This window comes from Pontibacter chinhatensis (assembly GCF_900113285.1).
Lineage (GTDB): Bacteria > Bacteroidota > Bacteroidia > Cytophagales > Hymenobacteraceae > Pontibacter > Pontibacter chinhatensis.
The window spans coordinates 23,257-39,449 of sequence record NZ_FOOT01000011.1; the positions used below are offsets into that span (position 1 = coordinate 23,257).

The window sequence follows — 16,193 nt, forward strand, 5'->3', positions numbered from 1 at the left end:
AAAGTATAACCTTGCCGGGAGCACATGTTTAACTGATTAAAACAAGAAGTAACGCTGTGCCATGGGCAACACCTTTAAGGGCTCGCAAGTCAGCACCTGTCCATCAGCCGTTACCACAAACGTTTCCGGGTTTACCTCCAGTTTAGGGGTAGCGGTGTTATGGACCATGTCTTTCTTGGTGACTTTTCGGCAGCCTTTTACGGGCAAGCAACCCTTAGCCAGCCCCAAGCGATTGATGTTGCCATTCTCAAGCGAGATGGCGGAAACAAAGTTGAACCCGTTCCTATTTGCTGCCTTGCCAATAGAACCATACATCCGGCGGTAAATAACAGGCTGGGGCAGGGAGATGGCTCCGTTCGGGTCACCCATACGGGCTCCCACGGCCATTCCATTTTTAAAAACCACCTCTGGTTTCACACCAAACAAGCCAGGGGTCCACACCACCAAATCAGCGTATTTGCCTACCTCTACCGAGCCCACATACTCGCCTATGCCATGGGTTTTGGCAGGGTTGATGGTATACTTAGCTACATAGCGCTTCGCACGGTAGTTGTCGTTGTCCTTGCCTTTATCCTCCGGTAGCGGACCTCGCTGCAGCTTCATTTTATGAGCCGTTTGCCAGGTCCGCAGTACAGTCTCCGCGATTCGGCCCATGGCCTGGCTATCGGACGACATGATGCTAAGAACGCCCATGTCCTGCAGGATATCCTCGGCAGCGATGGTGGTAGGGCGGATGCGGGATTCGGCAAAGGCCACGTCTTCCGGGATGCTCTTGTCCAGGTGGTGCACCGCCATGAGCATGTCCAGGTGCTCATCCGCCGTGTTGACGGTATAGGGCTTGGTCGGGTTGGTGGATGCAGGCAGTACGTTCGGGTACATGGCAATTTTGATGATGTCCGGCGCGTGGCCGCCACCAGCACCCTCCGTGTGATAAGAATGGATTATCCGGCCATTAATAGCCTTCACTGTATCTTCCAGAAAACCTGCTTCGTTCAGCGTGTCAGCGTGAAGCGCCACCTGCACGTCATACTTGTCGGCCACCTGCAAGGCTATATCAATAGCTGATGGTGTGGAACCCCAGTCTTCGTGGAGCTTTAAGCCAAGTGCGCCAGCCTCAACGGGTTCAGCCGCCGCCTTAAAGGAAGAGGTGTTGCCTCTGCCTGTAAAGCCAAGGTTCATAGGGGTCGCTTCTGAGGCCTCCAACATGCGCTCTATCCACCACTTGCCTGGTGTTACCGTGGTGGCCAGGGTACCGTCGGATGGCCCGGTACCACCGCCTATCAACGTGGTAACGCCACTGTAAAGCGCTACCTCTATCTGATCCGGCACGATGAAGTGGATGTGTGTATCCACAACTCCTGCGGTGACGATAGTGTTTTCACAGGCCTGCACTTCCGTAGCCGGTCCTATGATCATCCCCTTTGTTACCCCCTGCTGGGTATCCGGGTTGCCGGCCTTGCCAATGCCCACAATCTTGCCGTTTTTGATGCCGATATCCGCTTTCACAATACCCCAATGGTCCAGGATAATGGCGTTCACCAAAACCAGGTCCAGCACTTCGTCCTGGGTGGCCCTGGCAGACTGTCCCATGCCGTCGCGGATTGTCTTGCCACCCCCGAACTTGTTTTCTTCCCCATATACAGTGAAGTCTTTTTCAATCTCGATGAAAAGTTCTGTGTCGGCTAACCGTACCTTATCGCCTGTGGTCGGCCCAAACAGGGCGGCATAGCGGTCGCGCGGTATGTATAATTCCCCATCTATATACTTCACCGAAGAAGAGTCGCTCCCCAATGCGTCGAAGCCTAGCAATGAAAGCCCGGCAGTAGAAAGCCCCACCACTTTCATCCATTCGCGTCTGTTCCAGTTTGACATGGTTTCCTGATTAAATGGTTTTTACTTATTTCCTTTTCCTGGATGTTCCGGTAGCTCCTGCGCCCTTAAAGCCTTGCTTTCTGGCATTTTCCAGTGCTTTATCTTTTACATCCTTCTTCGACACATCGCCTTCGGTCAGATTATTAAAACCATGTATCAGTTTATTACCTCCAAACTCCACCAGAAAGACATTTTTCTTCTCCCCAGGCTCAAAGCGCACGGCAGTGCCAGCCGGAATGTTAAGCCGCATGCCTACAGAAGCCGCCCGGTCGAAATCGAGCGCCTTGTTGGCTTCGAAAAAATGGTAATGTGAACCCACCTGTATAGGACGGTCTCCGGTATTTGCCACAGCTAAACGCACTATTTTGCGTCCCTCATTTGCCTTTACATCCCCTTTCTTTAGTATGTATTCACCTGGTCTCATATCGTTAGTACTTTAGATGTGCTTTGTGTTAGTTAGCGAATCGGATTATCGACAGTGATCAGTTTCACCCCATCCGGAAAGGTCACTTCTATCTGCACAAAATGTATCATATCGGCTACGCCCTCCATTACCTGGTCTTTCTTCAGGAGCTGGGCGCCGTACTTCATAAGCTCCGCAACGGACTTTTTGCCATCCCGGGCCTCCTCCATTAAAATGCCACAGATGTAAGCAATGGACTCGGGGTGATTAAGCTTTACACCTCTTTTAAGTCTTTTTGCAGCGAGTTCTCCTGCAAGGTGAAGCATCAGTTTTTCATGTTCTACCGGATTTAAATGCATACATGTAGTCGTAATTATGGATGATAAATGAAGAGCCTGAAATTGATCGGTATTCGTTGATGAGATGGGTGGTGGAATACGTGGGCTTGCGTGTGTAGGAAAGATAGCTTGAGGTGAAATTTACCCCGACACCTCCAAGGTATAGAGGGGCATGTTGGGTGCTTACAGCGGGCAGCCCGAGGGGGCTTGAACCTAAATTAAACTGGAGTATACTTGTAGACCTTCCGCACATACTTTCCTCGCTTTAATGCAGTAACTCCGAAATCAATATCAGCCAGCCGTAGTGCTATGCGCTCATTTGCCAAGGAAGATTTCCTTAACCTTAGCCATCACGCAGAAGCTTCCTAAGGGTGACCCTGAGGCCGGCCATGCGTACCTGTCCTATGTAAAAAGGACATACCTGTTAAGTCAAAGATTTAGGGAAGGTACTGGCTATGCGGCTGGAAGTGCAGGTGCTCTTGCTGCCATCCTTATACAAAAGGTTTGTAACCTCCTCATGCTGAGATATTACGCTCCGAATAATACTAAAGTTAGATGCTTTTTAACTTTTTTTAATTTCCTTCCCCTCTGACTCCCGAATTTGCAGGTCGATTTTCATTAACTGCAGGCTGTTATATGAGACTGCTTGTAGGGCAACAACATGGGCTAGATTTGGGGAATACTATAGCCGGGTGACTGATTTCTATGGGAGGACGAAGTATAGCAGCCTAGCATACCGCAAACACACTGTAGAGAATTTCAGAAGCGATTGTAGCAGCCACCCTTTAAAGGATTACTAGGCTATACTTTACATGTTTTAGGTATTACCGGGATGGTGTGAGGGTTAGCTTTTATCTAATCGAGATGGATAGAAATGAAAAAAGCACTTACAAGTTTCATCTCGTAAGTGCTTGATTTTCAGTGGGCCCAGCTGGAATCGAACCAGCCACCTACTGATTATGAGTCGAAAAAGTCCTATTTTATATATTTTTACATTTTTTATTTTTTATTGATTATCAGATATTTACATAAATTTTAACTAAAATCAATTTTACTACATCATTGCTTTTTACATAATTTGTATGCAACTTGTATGCAAATAAATACCCCATTTTAGTAGTCATACGCTCATGCAAAGCATTGTCACTTCCATCATTCTGGATACCCGACGTGCACTAAAAGATGGCACTTATCCAGTCAAGTTAAGAGTAACTTTCCAGCGTAAGCAAAAGTACTATCCCACCAAGTTCAGCTTTACCCCGGAGGATTTCGAAAAGCTGATGTCTGCCAAGCCAGGCAAATTTTTAAAGGAGGATAAGCTCAAACTCCAGGCGGCAGAGCACAAGATAAACCAGATCATCCAAAAGCTTCCGCATTTCAGTTTCAATGAGTTGGATAGAAGGCTGCTCAAAAACTCGTCTAAACATGAGGCTTTCTCGTCCTATGAAGAAGCGATTGCACGCCTGAAAGAAGAAGGAAGGCTGGGCAATGCTAATTTTTTCGAAAGCGCCCGCAATTCGCTCTGGTGCTTCGTGCACGGGGCTCCCTTCACGAAGATCAAAGGCACCACAAAGAAGAAAATAGCCGCCCTCATGAAAGGGAGGGGCACAGTACCAGCCCCTCCCTTTCACCCAAATAACTGTCCAGTTACTGAAAGACTATGAGAAATGGATGCGCAAAGGTGGCCGCTCCATCACCACGGTCGGCATGTACCTTCGGACGCTACGGACACTTTTCAATGACGCTATTGCAGCTGGTGATGTCAGTGCAGAGCTGTACCCGTTTGGAAAGCGAAAATACCAGATACCATCAGGCGTGAACGTGAAGAAAGCACTTTCCATGGCAGAAATAGCAAAAATATTCTCCTATACCCCTACCAGTGAGAGCGAAGCCCGCTGCCGGGACCTTTGGATCTTTTCCTATCTCTGCAATGGGATCAATGTCAAGGATATTGCCAGGCTTCAATACCGGCAAATAGATAAGGATACCGTCACCTTCACAAGAGCCAAAACCGAACACTCGAACCGCCACCAATCCAGGGCGATTGTAGCCATTCTATCTCCACAAGCCTTGGAGATCATCACCAAATGGGGCAATAAACCCAGCAAATCGGACAGCTATGTCTTCCCTATCCTGAGGTCTGGACTAACAGCGGAACAGGAGCAGGCTAATATTAAACAGGCTATCAAGAACATCAACACGTACATGGCCCGCATCGCGGAGGCTGTCGGCATTGAAAAGAAAGTTACGACCTACACGGCTAGGCATTCTTTCTCCACTGTACTGAAGCGAGCAGGGGTTTCCACCTCCTTTATTTCAGAATCTTTGGGGCATGCCGACGAGAAGACCACCCAGAACTATCTGGACAGCTTCGAGACGGATGCCAAACGGCAGGTAATCTCAAAATTGACGGCCTTTGAAGAGCTTGCTTTGGAAACCTGAACTATTGAACCTGGTACCATTTGAATAGCTTACTCTTTACCTTATTAAAGGTGTTCACTATTTATAAGCGTTCACACATAATGAACATTTAGAAATAGTGAACATGAATGACGGGCGCTGACCGTATGCCATTCAGCTTCAAAGATAAATGCAGAGCCTAACACTTCTACAACTTTGTGAGAGGAAGGAGGTCTTCTTTTGTAAAAAGATAAGCTACTAGTTATAATCAAAAAGCACACGTTGTTCCATTAACCTCAAACAATAGCCTGTTAAGCTTCCATAGATCAACAAGTTCCTATACCTTATCGGGTATAAATAATAACACACTAGCTATTTTTATACCCGATAAGGTATAAGCCATGCAGTTAAATGAATTTGTAAAGGAAAGGCGCAAGCAAGCGAACCTGACACAACCGGAGTTGGCAGTAAAGGCGGGAGTTGGCCTCAGGTTTATAAGGGATCTGGAGCAGGGAAAAGAGACCCTTCGTCTGGATAAGGTGAATCAAGTGTTGCAGCTCTTCGGGCACCAAGTTGGACCTGTACCGATGACCTATAATATGAATACAGATACCTGATGCGGAAGGCGAAGATAAACATCCATAACAAAACAGCAGGCTGGCTCACCTGGGACAAAAAAGGCTATCATTTTGTGTATATCCCCTCCTACCTGCAGTCAACTGCACCAGAACCGGTCAGCCTCACGCTGCCATTGCAGGAAGCGCTCTTTACCAACAGGATAATGTTCCCTTTTTTGACAGACTAATCCCAGAAGGATGGTCGCTAGATAGAGTGTAGCGGAACTGGAAGCTAAACCCGTGGGATTCTAAAGGCTGTTGCTCACCTGCTGCAGGAACTGTATCGGTGCCGCTCCATCAAACCCGCAAATGAGGAGGAAAAATCTTGAACTTTCCCAATGGTAACCTTTTCATGGCTCACTTCTTCCAGCAAATGAGTAGTTGAGCATCATTAAGCGTTCCAGGTAGCACTTTCTGTATGCATCTTTCATATCCTCCCGCAGAAAGGAATGGTCAATCAACCGGTGTACAGCGGCGTGGTCCTGCCGGAAAGATCCTAATATCTTTGTCGTACGCTTTGGCAGCAGCCCAATCCTCAGCCCGAACTCATAGAAGTCGTCATAGGCATAGAACCCATTGGCGCGAAAGCTCTCCGTTTCATAGTCATCCGAGAAAAGCCTGCCTTTCAGGGCAAAGTACGTATCACATGTAGGCGGGTGCAAATCAGGTCGTACGCAGGGCTTAGCACATAGTCACAGTAGGCTGTATCGATCAGGGAGAAATTCTTCAGGTGCGCATCGCCATTCGAGAAGAGGTAGTTAAACACGATCAGAGAGAACAGCTTTTCCAGTTCCACCCGGAAGGCGGGTACGGTTGCTTTAATAATCCCGGCTATCTCCTTGTAACTTCCCTCATATATGAAATCACTGCCGGCCGTGTGCTTCGTCCGGCCGGCAAGGGAGGCCAGATCCTCCTGCCCATGCCGCATCCCATCAGGCTTCAGATCAAAGCGTTTCGTAATGTAGGCCGGTTCTCCGTTCCGGAAGAAGACAATGACATTCTCCGCCACCTGTAGCTTGTATACCTGACGGGCGATCTGCATGGTCAGGTGCTCGTTGGCCGGCACCTGTTCCGGGAGCCTCACGTCACGCGGAATCGGCTTGAGAATATACTGGCCATGTTCTCCCTGCTTGGTAAGGCGCAGCTGGTTTTTCTTCAGCAGGAGTATTAGTTTTAGTTTGATTCAAAAGCCGTACGGGGGCTAGCTACCTGTTTGACTTAAATATGCAAAAGGTAGCGGGTACTCCGGCCGCCCCCTTCCTGGATAAACGCCCCTAACTCCAGAAGATGCTGCAAATCCCTTGTGGCAGTAGCCTTGGAGGCTTTGGTAAGAGCCACGTACTTCCTGGCGTTCATGCCTCCCTCAAAACCCTCGGGTCCTGCGTCAAGCATCCTCCTTATCACCTTTAGTTGCCGTTCATTCAGTACGTCCTGGAACCTGTCAAAGAACCTGGCTTTCTTCAGAATAAAATCGACAAGACAGATGGCCTCTCGCTGTGCCTCCAGGATGACGCGGACAAAGTAGATAACCCAGGCCGTAATGTCATTGCTCTTCTGGGCCTGCTCCAGGGCCTGGTAATACGTCTTCTTATCTGCCTCTATCGTCCTGGAAAGGCTAAGCAACACCGGCCGGCCCAGGGTCTGCGACAAGGCCTTTTCTGCCAGGGCACGCCCTATTCTCCCATTGCCATCCTCAAAGGGGTGCAGGGTCTCAAAGTATAAATGGGCAACTGCCGAGCGGATGGGGGCTTTCCTAATCGCTCTGCTTCCCCCCGGCGCAGTCTGGTTGAACCACTGAATGAACCGACTCATCTCATCCGGTATGCGGGAAGAAGGAGGCGCCTCAAAATGCACTCTTTCCTTGCCAAGAGCGCCCGAGACAACCTGCATCGGTTCCTCATGGCTGCGCCACGCACCGACCAGAATGCGCTTCTGTTCCCTCAAAAGCATCGTGTGCCAGTGGAAGAGCTTTTCTGCTGTCAGGGCATCAGCATAGGTTCTCCGTGCATCGGCCATCAGCTCACCCGCCCCCTGCGCCATTTTATCTTTTGTGGCCTCAGGGGGCTGGTTAAGACCGAGATGATTGCGGATAGAGGACACAACATCCCGCCGGCTGAGGTACTCGCCTTCTATCTCCGACGTCTTGATGGCCTCGGCCACCATCATGTCCAACACAGCTTCTAACCGAATAGCCTCGGGCAGAGCCTTCAGCACCCCACTGACATGGCCCGTCAGCTCTGCGAACTCAAAGAGCATATCTTCCACCTCCCTTACATCATACCTGAATTCAGGCCAGTCGGGTTGTTGCCAATTGTAGATCATGAGCCGAATATAACACACATTCGGCTCAAATACAATTAATACATGAGCCGAATAACCTAAGTAATCGGCTCATCAAGTTTTTCAAAGGAGTAGATTCCATGTCAGCTTACCAATAGCAAGGGGAAGGTAGAAAGCCTCCTTAGGCCCACTCCAACACAAAAGTCCATCGTCATTCATTCCGGCACAAAGGTAGCCTTGCGGTCCGGACACAGGTGCGCTGCGCCAAGGTCGTCCAAACAAAATGGGTATCCGCCTCGTGGCGGACCCTCCGCATTTTCTTTGGCTCCACCTTGCCTTTAGTCCGGCGCCGAAGGCTCACGGGGCACCATAATCCATTTCCTCACTCTAAAACCAAATGATTATGGAAAAGACATCGAAATCCGCCCTCCCCAGAGTAGCCGAAGTCAAGCTCTCCTACCGCAACCGCGTCAAGCCCAGTGAGCGCCCGCAGGTCACCTGCTCGGCTGATTCCTATAAGGTGCTCCAAGAGGGCTGTTACAAAAGCAAGCTCGAGTTTGTCGAGCAGTTCAAGGTGCTGCTGCTCAATAGAGCCAACCGGGTGCTGGGCGTCTACGAGCTCTCCACCGGCGGCGTGGCGGGCACCGTGGCAGACCCCAAGCTCGTCTTCGTGGCCGCCCTCAAGGCCTGCGCCTCGGCCGTCATCCTCGCCCACAACCACCCCTCGGGCAACCTCAAACCCAGCCAGGCCGACCTGCAGCTGACCAAAAAGATAAAGGCGGGGGGCGAGCTGCTCGACATCGCCGTCCTAGACCACCTCATCCTCACCAGCGAGGGCTATTACTCCCTGGCAGACGAGGGGCTCCTGTAGCCCCTCGTCTGCTAATTAAAACTTGTAGCGTCAGCTGTCAAGACAAAATACGTTTGTAAGCAGTCTAATCCTCCTAGAGGTAATGTATCTGTTATTTTATAGCAGAATCTAGAGGGAGTTTGAGGGTGCATGGAAAACCTGCTTTTTATGACGCTAGAAGCCATCAAAAAAAGGAAATTGATTTGATGTAAAGTTGTTATTTAGAAATTAAGTTGACAAATAAGCTATGGGAGGAGATAAAAAAACCTAGTTACAGGTGGCACTAAAAGGCTTGATTTGAAAGGCGGAATATGGCGAGAAAAGTTTTAAGTTTTAGCAGGGCAGCTGCAGATGATAAAAACTGCAGACATTAGAGACTAAGACTGAATGAGCAGGGATACACTACAATAGAGAGGGCAATGGCAGAGTGCCTTCGTGAGATGAGAGGTATGGTACTGATTGCTTTTTTTATTGATAACTACTTCTGCTTTGCCTAAAGAGAGTTCTTTTATTATTAAAATTATGATGGGATAAGGTATTAGATCATGTTGGATACTCAAATCTGGCAGTACTACTGCATCTGTCCCCGTAGAAATACCATCTTATTTGAAGTAAGAATTATGACAATTTTCTGAGTGGTTAGTTTTGCTGAGCTTTTGGTAAAGTTATTCTACATAAAACTTACAATTCATATCGAATATGTCAGGTTCAAATGAAGCAATGCATTAAATTAAAAACCTGGCATAAAATGCATTATTCTAGATTGAGCATTTGCACAAAAAACTGGCAATTTAACTGCTTTTAATACAAAAGCAGTGGCACAATCTCAAACTTTAGTTTAAGAAATGCCACTGCCTTAAATCAAGTATTATCTTTTACAGATATTTCCTACTAAGCTTGCTCAAGCTCAGAAGGCTTCTCTATTTTAAAATCAGTGTTCTTTTTTACTCCATCAAGTACACCTGAAATAGTAATTACTACTTCGCTGCCACCTACTACTTTGTCTAAGCTTTTCAGTTGGTTTTCTTTAAATTTTTTCATGATTTCTCATTAAGTTTTTAATGCTTACTCATACGCTTTTCGGCTTTCGCGGCATAAACTACTGTGGCCATCAGTGGTAATGCTCAAGCAAGATATATAACTAAACTCCACTATATTTGGACCCAAGAAAAAAAATTAACTTATAATATATAAAGCTTTGTACCCAAAGAACATAATTGTTACAGAATAACCTAGCAGGTCCAAAGCTAGCAGGAGGTTCAAATTCACCTGTCAGCTTAGCACTTCGTTCAAGCGTTAAATTAGGGACGCGTTCGGCAATGTTTAATGATGCTAACACTATATTGTCCGATAAAATTATTGTAAAAAGTAGTTAAGGAACAATAGTTAAACTCTATTATCCACTACTCAATGAAGTCAAATAGTTATGCATTCAGACTCACTAAGGTTTCTCATAATACTTGTCTTGGGTTTTAGCACAAATACTATTAGTTTATAACATTTTCTTACTGATGGCTCGTAATGATCCATCTCTAGCCGTTCATCAGTTTTAGATATTTAAGTGAAGAATATATCCCCTACTTACATCTTACTTGATAGGGTCTCTCTTCATTAAATCGCGAAAAGAGTATAAGAGTTTTTCAATCAGACGCTGTTCTTCAACTACAACTTCTGCCTTACCGATCATATTTGGCTTGTATTCAAGAGTCTTTCCGTATGAAGTTTTAAGCTTATTAGGTAGAGTAACGATAAGTTCATACTTATTCTCTAGAGGAATATAACTTGTTTTTGATATTATCCCATATAAACGGCCGTACTCTTGAAAGGGATAATTATCCAGTTCAAGTATGACTTTTTGGCTCTCTTTTATCTTCCCATACTTAGAAGAGGACACTTTAACCTTTGCCATTACTTCCGATACCTGAGGTATAATTGCCATTATTGGTTTATCAGGCCGTATATAATATCCTTCAGAAATACTTTCCAAAAAGACTACTTCTCCCTCGGAAGGGGAGGCAAGGGCATAATTCTGTCTCCAGTTTAGTATAAAACTTTCTGCGATCTTCTTTTCTGCTACTATACTTTCTCTAATTTTCCTTTCTGATTCTTTTTGCAGATAAAGTTTTTCTTCAAGTAGCCTTCTTGTTTCTGCCATGGCCAACTCATTGTGTACTATATCTTGCTTAAGATTTTGTACAACCATTAGTTTATCATTAAGATTACTCTCTTTTTCCACTAATTCATTCGAAGATATCACCTTTTCTGCATGTAAGTGCCTATCTATCGTGAAAATGCTTTCCATATTAGCTAATTCTCTTTTAGCAATTACCAGCTTTTCTTTAAGTATAACTTCTAAGCGGCTATATTTATTAATATTAGATTTTAACTGCTCAACTTCAGCTTGATGGTATCTAGATTTCAGTTGCATTAAATCTTTAACATTCTCTTTTAATATATTGTAATTGCTCTGTAACTCACCAAAAGAAGGTTCATTAGGTTCAAATTCAATATTAGTTATCTCTCCTTTCAAATAACTATTAATTTCATTAAGCTTCTTTTGCAAATAATCTATTTGATTCTTTTGAACCGTACTAATAATTTCAGAGAGTAATTGACCTCTGTTAACCCACTCCCCCTCCTTAACATATAGCCTTGATAAATTCCCACTTGTTTTACCATATAGGTATATAGGTTCTTTCTGAGTTGTAAAGACAACCTCTCCAGTTATAGTATCAGGATACTTTATTATCCACGATAAAAATAGAATTCCAAAAAGTACTGTAAGTATAAAAGTATTACCCCAGCGAATCATCCAATGAGGTACAGTTGACAAGATATCTTGTATTTCTTCAGATCGAAGTTTAATAGGGGGGTTCTTATCAGGCATAAGGCGCGTCTTCAATAACTTCAACTTTTAACTCCTCTAGATCTAATTGGTTCTTAACTAGATTGTAATACGCTCCCTTTGATGCTATCAAAGTTTTATGATTACCGATTTCGGTGATTTCACCACTGTTTAATACAACAATTTGATCTGCATTCTTAACAGTAGAAAGTCTGTGTGCAATAATTACTGCTGTTTTCCCCTTATAGAATTCCTGCAAGTTTTCCATTATAATACGCTCATTGCGTGCATCAAGAGCAGAGGTAGCCTCATCAAAAAATAAAAAGTTAGGATTTTTATAAACTGCCCTAGCAATTAACAAGCGTTGCTTTTGACCCGTACTGATTCCCATGCCTTCAACACCTATTTTAGTATTATAACTTTGAGGCAAGCTTTCTATAAATTCTCTAATACTAGCAACATCTGCAGCCCATAATAACCTTGAGTAATCTACTTCATCTTCACCCAATGCAATATTCCCAGCTATCGTGTCATTGAAAATATAGCCTTCCTGCATAACTACACCAAATTCAGAACGCCAGGCATGTTGACTAATGGTAGCAAGGTTTGTATTTCCTAGAGCTATACTTCCACTATCTGGATCATAGAACTTGAGGAGTAGCTTTAGAAGTGTGGTTTTTCCACTACCACTTGCGCCGACAATAGCAGTAACTTTTTGTGCGGGTATAGTAAAAGATATGTTTCGTATGATAGGTTCGGCTGATCCTGTGTAGCGGAACTCCAGTTGATCTATAACCATATCTGCTTTTTCATCTATGTGATGTACTTTCGCTAGGTTATCCGGTTCCTCATCTTCCTTATTATGTATTTCTGATAGCCTCTCTAAAGCAATGCGAGCGTCTTGTAATGAATGCGTAAAACTCACTAGTTGGAGTATAGGTCCATTTAACTGTCCTAAAATGTATGAAACAGCTAACATCATACCTAATGTGAGTTGTCCTTTAATAACTAAAGTTGCGGCAAAAGCGGTAATTAAAATATTTTTGAGTTCATTAATGAAGCTCGAACCTACCGTTTGAGCTTGTTCTAACCTTAAGCTTTTAATCTCTAGCCGAAATAGCCTAGCTTGAAGATACTCCCATCCCCAACGTTTTTGGCGCTCAGCATTATGTAGTTTTATTTCTTGCATGCCACCTATCATTTCTATAACCTTGCTCTGTTCTGTGCTTATCTGTGAGAACCTTTTATAATCTAGATCTTTTCTTTTTTTCAGAAAAAGAACAATCCAGGCAAAATAGCAACTAACAGCAATAATAAAGATTAGAAAAATTGTAAGATGGTACCATGCCAGTACTATACTAAATACCACCAGGTTAACCATCGAAAATAGAGTACTTAATGAAGATGTTGTAAGCAATTGCTCAATCCTCTGATGATCATTAATTCGTTGCAAAATGTCACCGGAAAGACGGGTATCAAAGTAATTAATAGGTAAGCGCATCAGCTTTATGAAAAAGTCTGAGACAAGTGAAATATTAATGCGCGTGCTTAGGTGTAAAACAATCCAGCTACGAATGACTTCTACACTTGTACGCCCAAAGAATAGAAAGAGCTGAGCCCCTAAGATTAGATAAACGAAACTTAAGTCTTGGTTTTTGATACCTATATCTACAATGCTCTGGGTAAGGAAGGGAAAAAGCAACTGTAACGAGCTTGCCGCTATGAGCCCTATAATCAGCTGAATAAAAAAAACGCGATAACGTCTAAAATAATTCCTGAATATTCTATATCCATATTCATGCTCATCCTTTTCTTCTTCTTGCTGGGTAAATTCAGCAGTAGGCTCTAATAAAAGAGCAATACCCTCTTCTGTATTCTCTGTAGAATTAGGCCCTATCCATCTTGTAATAAACTCTTGTGGAGAATATGTCAAAAGGCCATGAGCAGGATCAGCAACAAAAACCTTCTTTGCGGTAATCTTGTACACAACCACAAAGTGGTTACCTTGCCAGTGAACAATTGTAGGTTGTGGTGCCTCCTGACTAAATTTTTTGTAATCAAGTGCAACTCCCAAGGTGTGGAAGCCAAGCTTCTCCGCTGCCTCGCTGATACCTGCTAAACTAGAACCTTTTCGAGTAGTTTCACAAAGAATTCTAATTTTTGCCAGTGAGATAACTTTCCCATAGTATTTAGCTACCATTCGAAGACAACTGGGGCCACAATCTTTAGCCTCTTGTTGGTGATAAAACACAAACTTTTTCACACTATAAATACCCTATTTTAATCAACATTAATGAAGGTTACTATAAATATTTTAATTAGAATATCTTTCTAATTCCATGAAGAACTATAAGGATCGTAATTACATTTCTCTAAATGATACCATAATCCGTTCATTTTTCGATATGGTATTCTAGTATCAATACACATGTGTTTATATTCACAATCACAACATATCTCGCATATATTTTTATGTACATACCAATACTTTTGAAAGTCAGGACTCTCTAGAATATCTTTAAAATGTTCAAATGAATCAACCTGCTGTATATTTCCAAAAACCTCTTCGCATTCTGGAGCATTTTTAATTTCTCCATTTGAACCAATAAAGAGCTTTCTATTGAAATAAGTATGATGGTTTTGTGATTCGCTATATAACTTAATATTTGCTTTAAATTGCGTTTCATTACTAATCTTCCCCAATCTTAGCTTATCCTCGGTAAAGAAGATCTTATCCTCGTAATTCTTTTCGAAAGGGCTAGATTCAATAATTACGTATTGTATTTTACTGTTATTTATAATTAAATCTCCAAAAGCATCAGAGAAGTATTCATCATTATAATGGAGAATTAATTGTAATGAATTGGTATTATTTGAATCAATCTTAGAAAGAACTGTCTGCAGATATGGTAAGCTTAACTCTGATTTAATATGTATCACAATATGTTTGCACAATATATTCGCTAGAAAGTCTAATAGTCTTATCATACGACCTGTGTTACCAAGCTCATTTTGTTCAGTTACTTCTATAAAAGCATTCGTTATTAAAGCTGGTGAATACCATTGAATATCATCTGTTAAAGCAATACAATCATTACTAGTGATTAATGGGTCATCAAGTATAAACCCTTCACTCCTAAGTATTTCTACACCTTGCGGGGTCAGCTTTTTTATATCTAAAATTTTTATATTGAAGTCTTCATCCTTAAGTAAATACTCTTTAGGGAGTGACAAAAAGGTTTGTCTATCTAAATCATAAAAAGCAATCTTCTTATAACCCACTACAGGTAAACAGTTTGGATACAACTTCATGGCTTAAGGAAAAATACAGGCTTATAATAAGGGGATATTCTAAAATCAGAATCATTATAAAATTTGCAGATAATATTAACATTTTTAAATTTTGATAAATCTATAGATGTGATGAATCTATAATTAACAGGCTCTACTTTTGCATCTTTTATATTTTGCATATTCTATTTCCTTTTTAGTTAGAAATTGCGCTATTTCACGTTCAATATAGTAATTACCAAAGTCTGAAACCCATCCAAACTGACCCGTCTGATTCACTTCTAAGAATATATATTCCCCGTTATTTGTTAAAATAAGATCTATAGAACCAGTGTTGAGCCCTAAGCTCAGCATTAGTTGATGAAGTTTATTTTCTACCATATCGGGCAGGGTATATTTACAGTAACGTAGATTACCAATGCTACTCCTAAAGTCTACATCACACGTCTCATTAGCAGAAGTAAGCATGCCAATGGAGTAAAATTTGCCATTGAGATAAAATGAACGTATCTCAATAGATTTTTCTAAATTTTCTTGAAAAAGAGAAGGGAAAAAATATTCCTCCAATTCTGATGCATGAACTTGATTTACCTTCAAATCGTACCCAGTGCTTTGACTGCCATTAAGAATATTTTCTTGTATTGATTTGGTAATATAGCTTTGTTGGTCCTTTAATATACTATTATAAAACTGTGATTTAGAACTACCTATAAATGTGTTTGGTACTTTAATTCCTAATTCACCAGCAAGTTTCAACTGTTCAAGTTTATTCAAGGGATTATACAGAGGGTTTCCTAAACACTTTTTAGATACCTCTTTATAAAAGAACTTTGTTAGAGTTTCAAATTCGTACTTTTGATGAGCAGCAGCTATAGCATGGGGTAACTGTTTGCTGTAACATGATTTGGTATCAAAAACAAATTGCCCTCCCCTATATAAAAAGAAGCTAACTTCATTTACATCTAAAATATCATCATTATGCAACTGCAATTGCAGTTTACATTCATCATCGTGAATTTCTAAAGAAATCTTTTTATAATCCTCATCTGACAAGTTGATCCGCTTATAATCACACCTAAAATAATGTAGCCAGTCCATAACTTCATTAGTAGCTACATCGCCGTTATAACTTAGAACAACAATCATTTGAAAACTTAAGTAAAGTGAGACCTGTAACAGCAGACCATTCAGAGACATTTATTACGGCAATAATTATCTTACTGTAAATTCTATATTTGCCGTATTTTATATGTATTTGTACCAGGAAGCATTGTAATCATGTAATGTTTGTTCCAGC

15 protein-coding genes are annotated in these 16,193 nt (G+C 42.6%); 5 read left to right on the forward strand and 10 right to left on the reverse strand.

Annotated features, from left to right (window positions below):
• Window positions 1-36 precede the first annotated feature (36 nt).
• From ureC to ureA, 3 genes are read right to left on the reverse strand one after another with little or no spacing between them, the layout of a single operon-like run.
• The gene (ureC, locus tag BM040_RS19775) at window positions 37-1,872 is read right to left on the reverse strand and encodes an urease subunit alpha (protein WP_092105212.1); all 1,836 of its coding nucleotides are present in this window, start codon (window positions 1,870-1,872) and stop codon (window positions 37-39) included.
• A gap of 25 nt (window positions 1,873-1,897) precedes the next feature.
• Window positions 1,898-2,296 carry an urease subunit beta gene (gene ureB, locus BM040_RS19780; RefSeq protein WP_092105214.1) on the reverse strand — a complete coding sequence of 133 codons (399 nt, stop codon included), beginning with the start codon at window positions 2,294-2,296 and terminating at the stop codon, window positions 1,898-1,900.
• Between the two features lie 32 nt (window positions 2,297-2,328).
• Window positions 2,329-2,634 (reverse strand): urease subunit gamma, encoded by a 306-nt coding sequence (gene ureA / locus BM040_RS19785; RefSeq protein WP_092105216.1) that lies wholly within the window; start codon window positions 2,632-2,634, stop codon window positions 2,329-2,331.
• A gap of 1,109 nt (window positions 2,635-3,743) precedes the next feature.
• Between ureA and BM040_RS22030 the strand changes: the two genes are divergently transcribed.
• From BM040_RS22030 to BM040_RS22040, 4 genes are all read left to right on the forward strand, one after another.
• The gene (locus BM040_RS22030; RefSeq protein ID WP_245756309.1) at window positions 3,744-4,277 is read left to right on the forward strand and encodes an Arm DNA-binding domain-containing protein; all 534 of its coding nucleotides are present in this window, start codon (window positions 3,744-3,746) and stop codon (window positions 4,275-4,277) included.
• Window positions 4,278-4,284: 7 nt separating this feature from the next.
• Entirely contained in the window at window positions 4,285-5,055 is a 771-nt protein-coding gene (locus BM040_RS22035) for a tyrosine-type recombinase/integrase (protein ID WP_245756310.1), read from the forward strand.
• A gap of 359 nt (window positions 5,056-5,414) precedes the next feature.
• Entirely contained in the window at window positions 5,415-5,630 is a 216-nt protein-coding gene (locus tag BM040_RS19795; RefSeq protein ID WP_092105218.1) for a helix-turn-helix transcriptional regulator, read from the forward strand.
• Window positions 5,630-5,818 carry a HipA N-terminal domain-containing protein gene (locus tag BM040_RS22040; RefSeq protein ID WP_245756311.1) on the forward strand — a complete coding sequence of 63 codons (189 nt, stop codon included), beginning with the start codon at window positions 5,630-5,632 and terminating at the stop codon, window positions 5,816-5,818. Before BM040_RS19795 ends, BM040_RS22040 begins: the two co-directional genes overlap by 1 nt.
• 437 nt (window positions 5,819-6,255) lie before the next feature.
• Here the strand turns inward: BM040_RS22040 and BM040_RS19805 are convergent, their stop codons facing one another.
• Both BM040_RS19805 and BM040_RS19810 read right to left on the reverse strand, forming a co-directional pair.
• Window positions 6,256-6,813, reverse strand: coding sequence for a HipA domain-containing protein (locus BM040_RS19805; protein WP_217646808.1), 558 nt, complete (start codon window positions 6,811-6,813; stop codon window positions 6,256-6,258).
• Between the two features lie 35 nt (window positions 6,814-6,848).
• The gene (locus BM040_RS19810; RefSeq protein WP_092105220.1) at window positions 6,849-7,952 is read right to left on the reverse strand and encodes a Fic family protein; all 1,104 of its coding nucleotides are present in this window, start codon (window positions 7,950-7,952) and stop codon (window positions 6,849-6,851) included.
• A gap of 361 nt (window positions 7,953-8,313) precedes the next feature.
• Between BM040_RS19810 and BM040_RS19815 the strand changes: the two genes are divergently transcribed.
• Complete coding sequence (locus tag BM040_RS19815; RefSeq protein WP_092105272.1) at window positions 8,314-8,781, forward strand: JAB domain-containing protein; 468 nt, start codon at window positions 8,314-8,316, stop codon at window positions 8,779-8,781.
• Window positions 8,782-9,651: 870 nt separating this feature from the next.
• Here BM040_RS19815 and BM040_RS21870 read toward each other — a convergent pair.
• From BM040_RS21870 to BM040_RS19835, 5 genes are all read right to left on the reverse strand, one after another.
• On the reverse strand, window positions 9,652-9,801 hold the full coding sequence (locus tag BM040_RS21870; protein ID WP_175491137.1) for a hypothetical protein: 150 nt from the start codon (window positions 9,799-9,801) through the stop codon (window positions 9,652-9,654).
• Between the two features lie 547 nt (window positions 9,802-10,348).
• Window positions 10,349-11,647, reverse strand: coding sequence for an HlyD family secretion protein (locus BM040_RS19820; protein WP_092105222.1), 1,299 nt, complete (start codon window positions 11,645-11,647; stop codon window positions 10,349-10,351).
• The gene (locus BM040_RS19825) at window positions 11,640-13,868 is read right to left on the reverse strand and encodes a peptidase domain-containing ABC transporter (protein WP_092105224.1); all 2,229 of its coding nucleotides are present in this window, start codon (window positions 13,866-13,868) and stop codon (window positions 11,640-11,642) included. Before BM040_RS19825 ends, BM040_RS19820 begins: the two co-directional genes overlap by 8 nt.
• A gap of 68 nt (window positions 13,869-13,936) precedes the next feature.
• Window positions 13,937-14,917 carry a hypothetical protein gene (locus BM040_RS19830; protein WP_092105226.1) on the reverse strand — a complete coding sequence of 327 codons (981 nt, stop codon included), beginning with the start codon at window positions 14,915-14,917 and terminating at the stop codon, window positions 13,937-13,939.
• A gap of 123 nt (window positions 14,918-15,040) precedes the next feature.
• Window positions 15,041-16,042: an ATP-grasp domain-containing protein gene (locus BM040_RS19835; RefSeq protein WP_092105228.1), complete on the reverse strand. Its 1,002-nt coding sequence runs from the start codon at window positions 16,040-16,042 to the stop codon at window positions 15,041-15,043.
• Window positions 16,043-16,193 lie beyond the last annotated feature (151 nt).

Excerpts from the sequence above, each read along its gene's own strand:
- ureC (WP_092105212.1), bottom strand. The coding sequence starts at position 1,872 with ATGTCAAACTGGAACAGACGCGAATGGATGAAAGTGGTGGGGCTTTCT.
- ureB (WP_092105214.1), bottom strand. The coding sequence starts at position 2,296 with ATGAGACCAGGTGAATACATACTAAAGAAAGGGGATGTAAAGGCAAAT.
- ureA (WP_092105216.1), bottom strand. The coding sequence starts at position 2,634 with ATGCATTTAAATCCGGTAGAACATGAAAAACTGATGCTTCACCTTGCA.
- BM040_RS22030 (WP_245756309.1), top strand. The coding sequence starts at position 3,744 with ATGCAAAGCATTGTCACTTCCATCATTCTGGATACCCGACGTGCACTA.
- BM040_RS22035 (WP_245756310.1), top strand. The coding sequence starts at position 4,285 with ATGCGCAAAGGTGGCCGCTCCATCACCACGGTCGGCATGTACCTTCGG.
- BM040_RS19795 (WP_092105218.1), top strand. The coding sequence starts at position 5,415 with ATGCAGTTAAATGAATTTGTAAAGGAAAGGCGCAAGCAAGCGAACCTG.
- BM040_RS22040 (WP_245756311.1), top strand. The coding sequence starts at position 5,630 with ATGCGGAAGGCGAAGATAAACATCCATAACAAAACAGCAGGCTGGCTC.
- BM040_RS19810 (WP_092105220.1), bottom strand. The coding sequence starts at position 7,952 with ATGATCTACAATTGGCAACAACCCGACTGGCCTGAATTCAGGTATGAT.
- BM040_RS19815 (WP_092105272.1), top strand. The coding sequence starts at position 8,314 with ATGGAAAAGACATCGAAATCCGCCCTCCCCAGAGTAGCCGAAGTCAAG.
- BM040_RS21870 (WP_175491137.1), bottom strand. The coding sequence starts at position 9,801 with ATGAAAAAATTTAAAGAAAACCAACTGAAAAGCTTAGACAAAGTAGTA.
- BM040_RS19820 (WP_092105222.1), bottom strand. The coding sequence starts at position 11,647 with ATGCCTGATAAGAACCCCCCTATTAAACTTCGATCTGAAGAAATACAA.
- BM040_RS19830 (WP_092105226.1), bottom strand. The coding sequence starts at position 14,917 with ATGAAGTTGTATCCAAACTGTTTACCTGTAGTGGGTTATAAGAAGATT.
- BM040_RS19835 (WP_092105228.1), bottom strand. The coding sequence starts at position 16,042 with ATGATTGTTGTTCTAAGTTATAACGGCGATGTAGCTACTAATGAAGTT.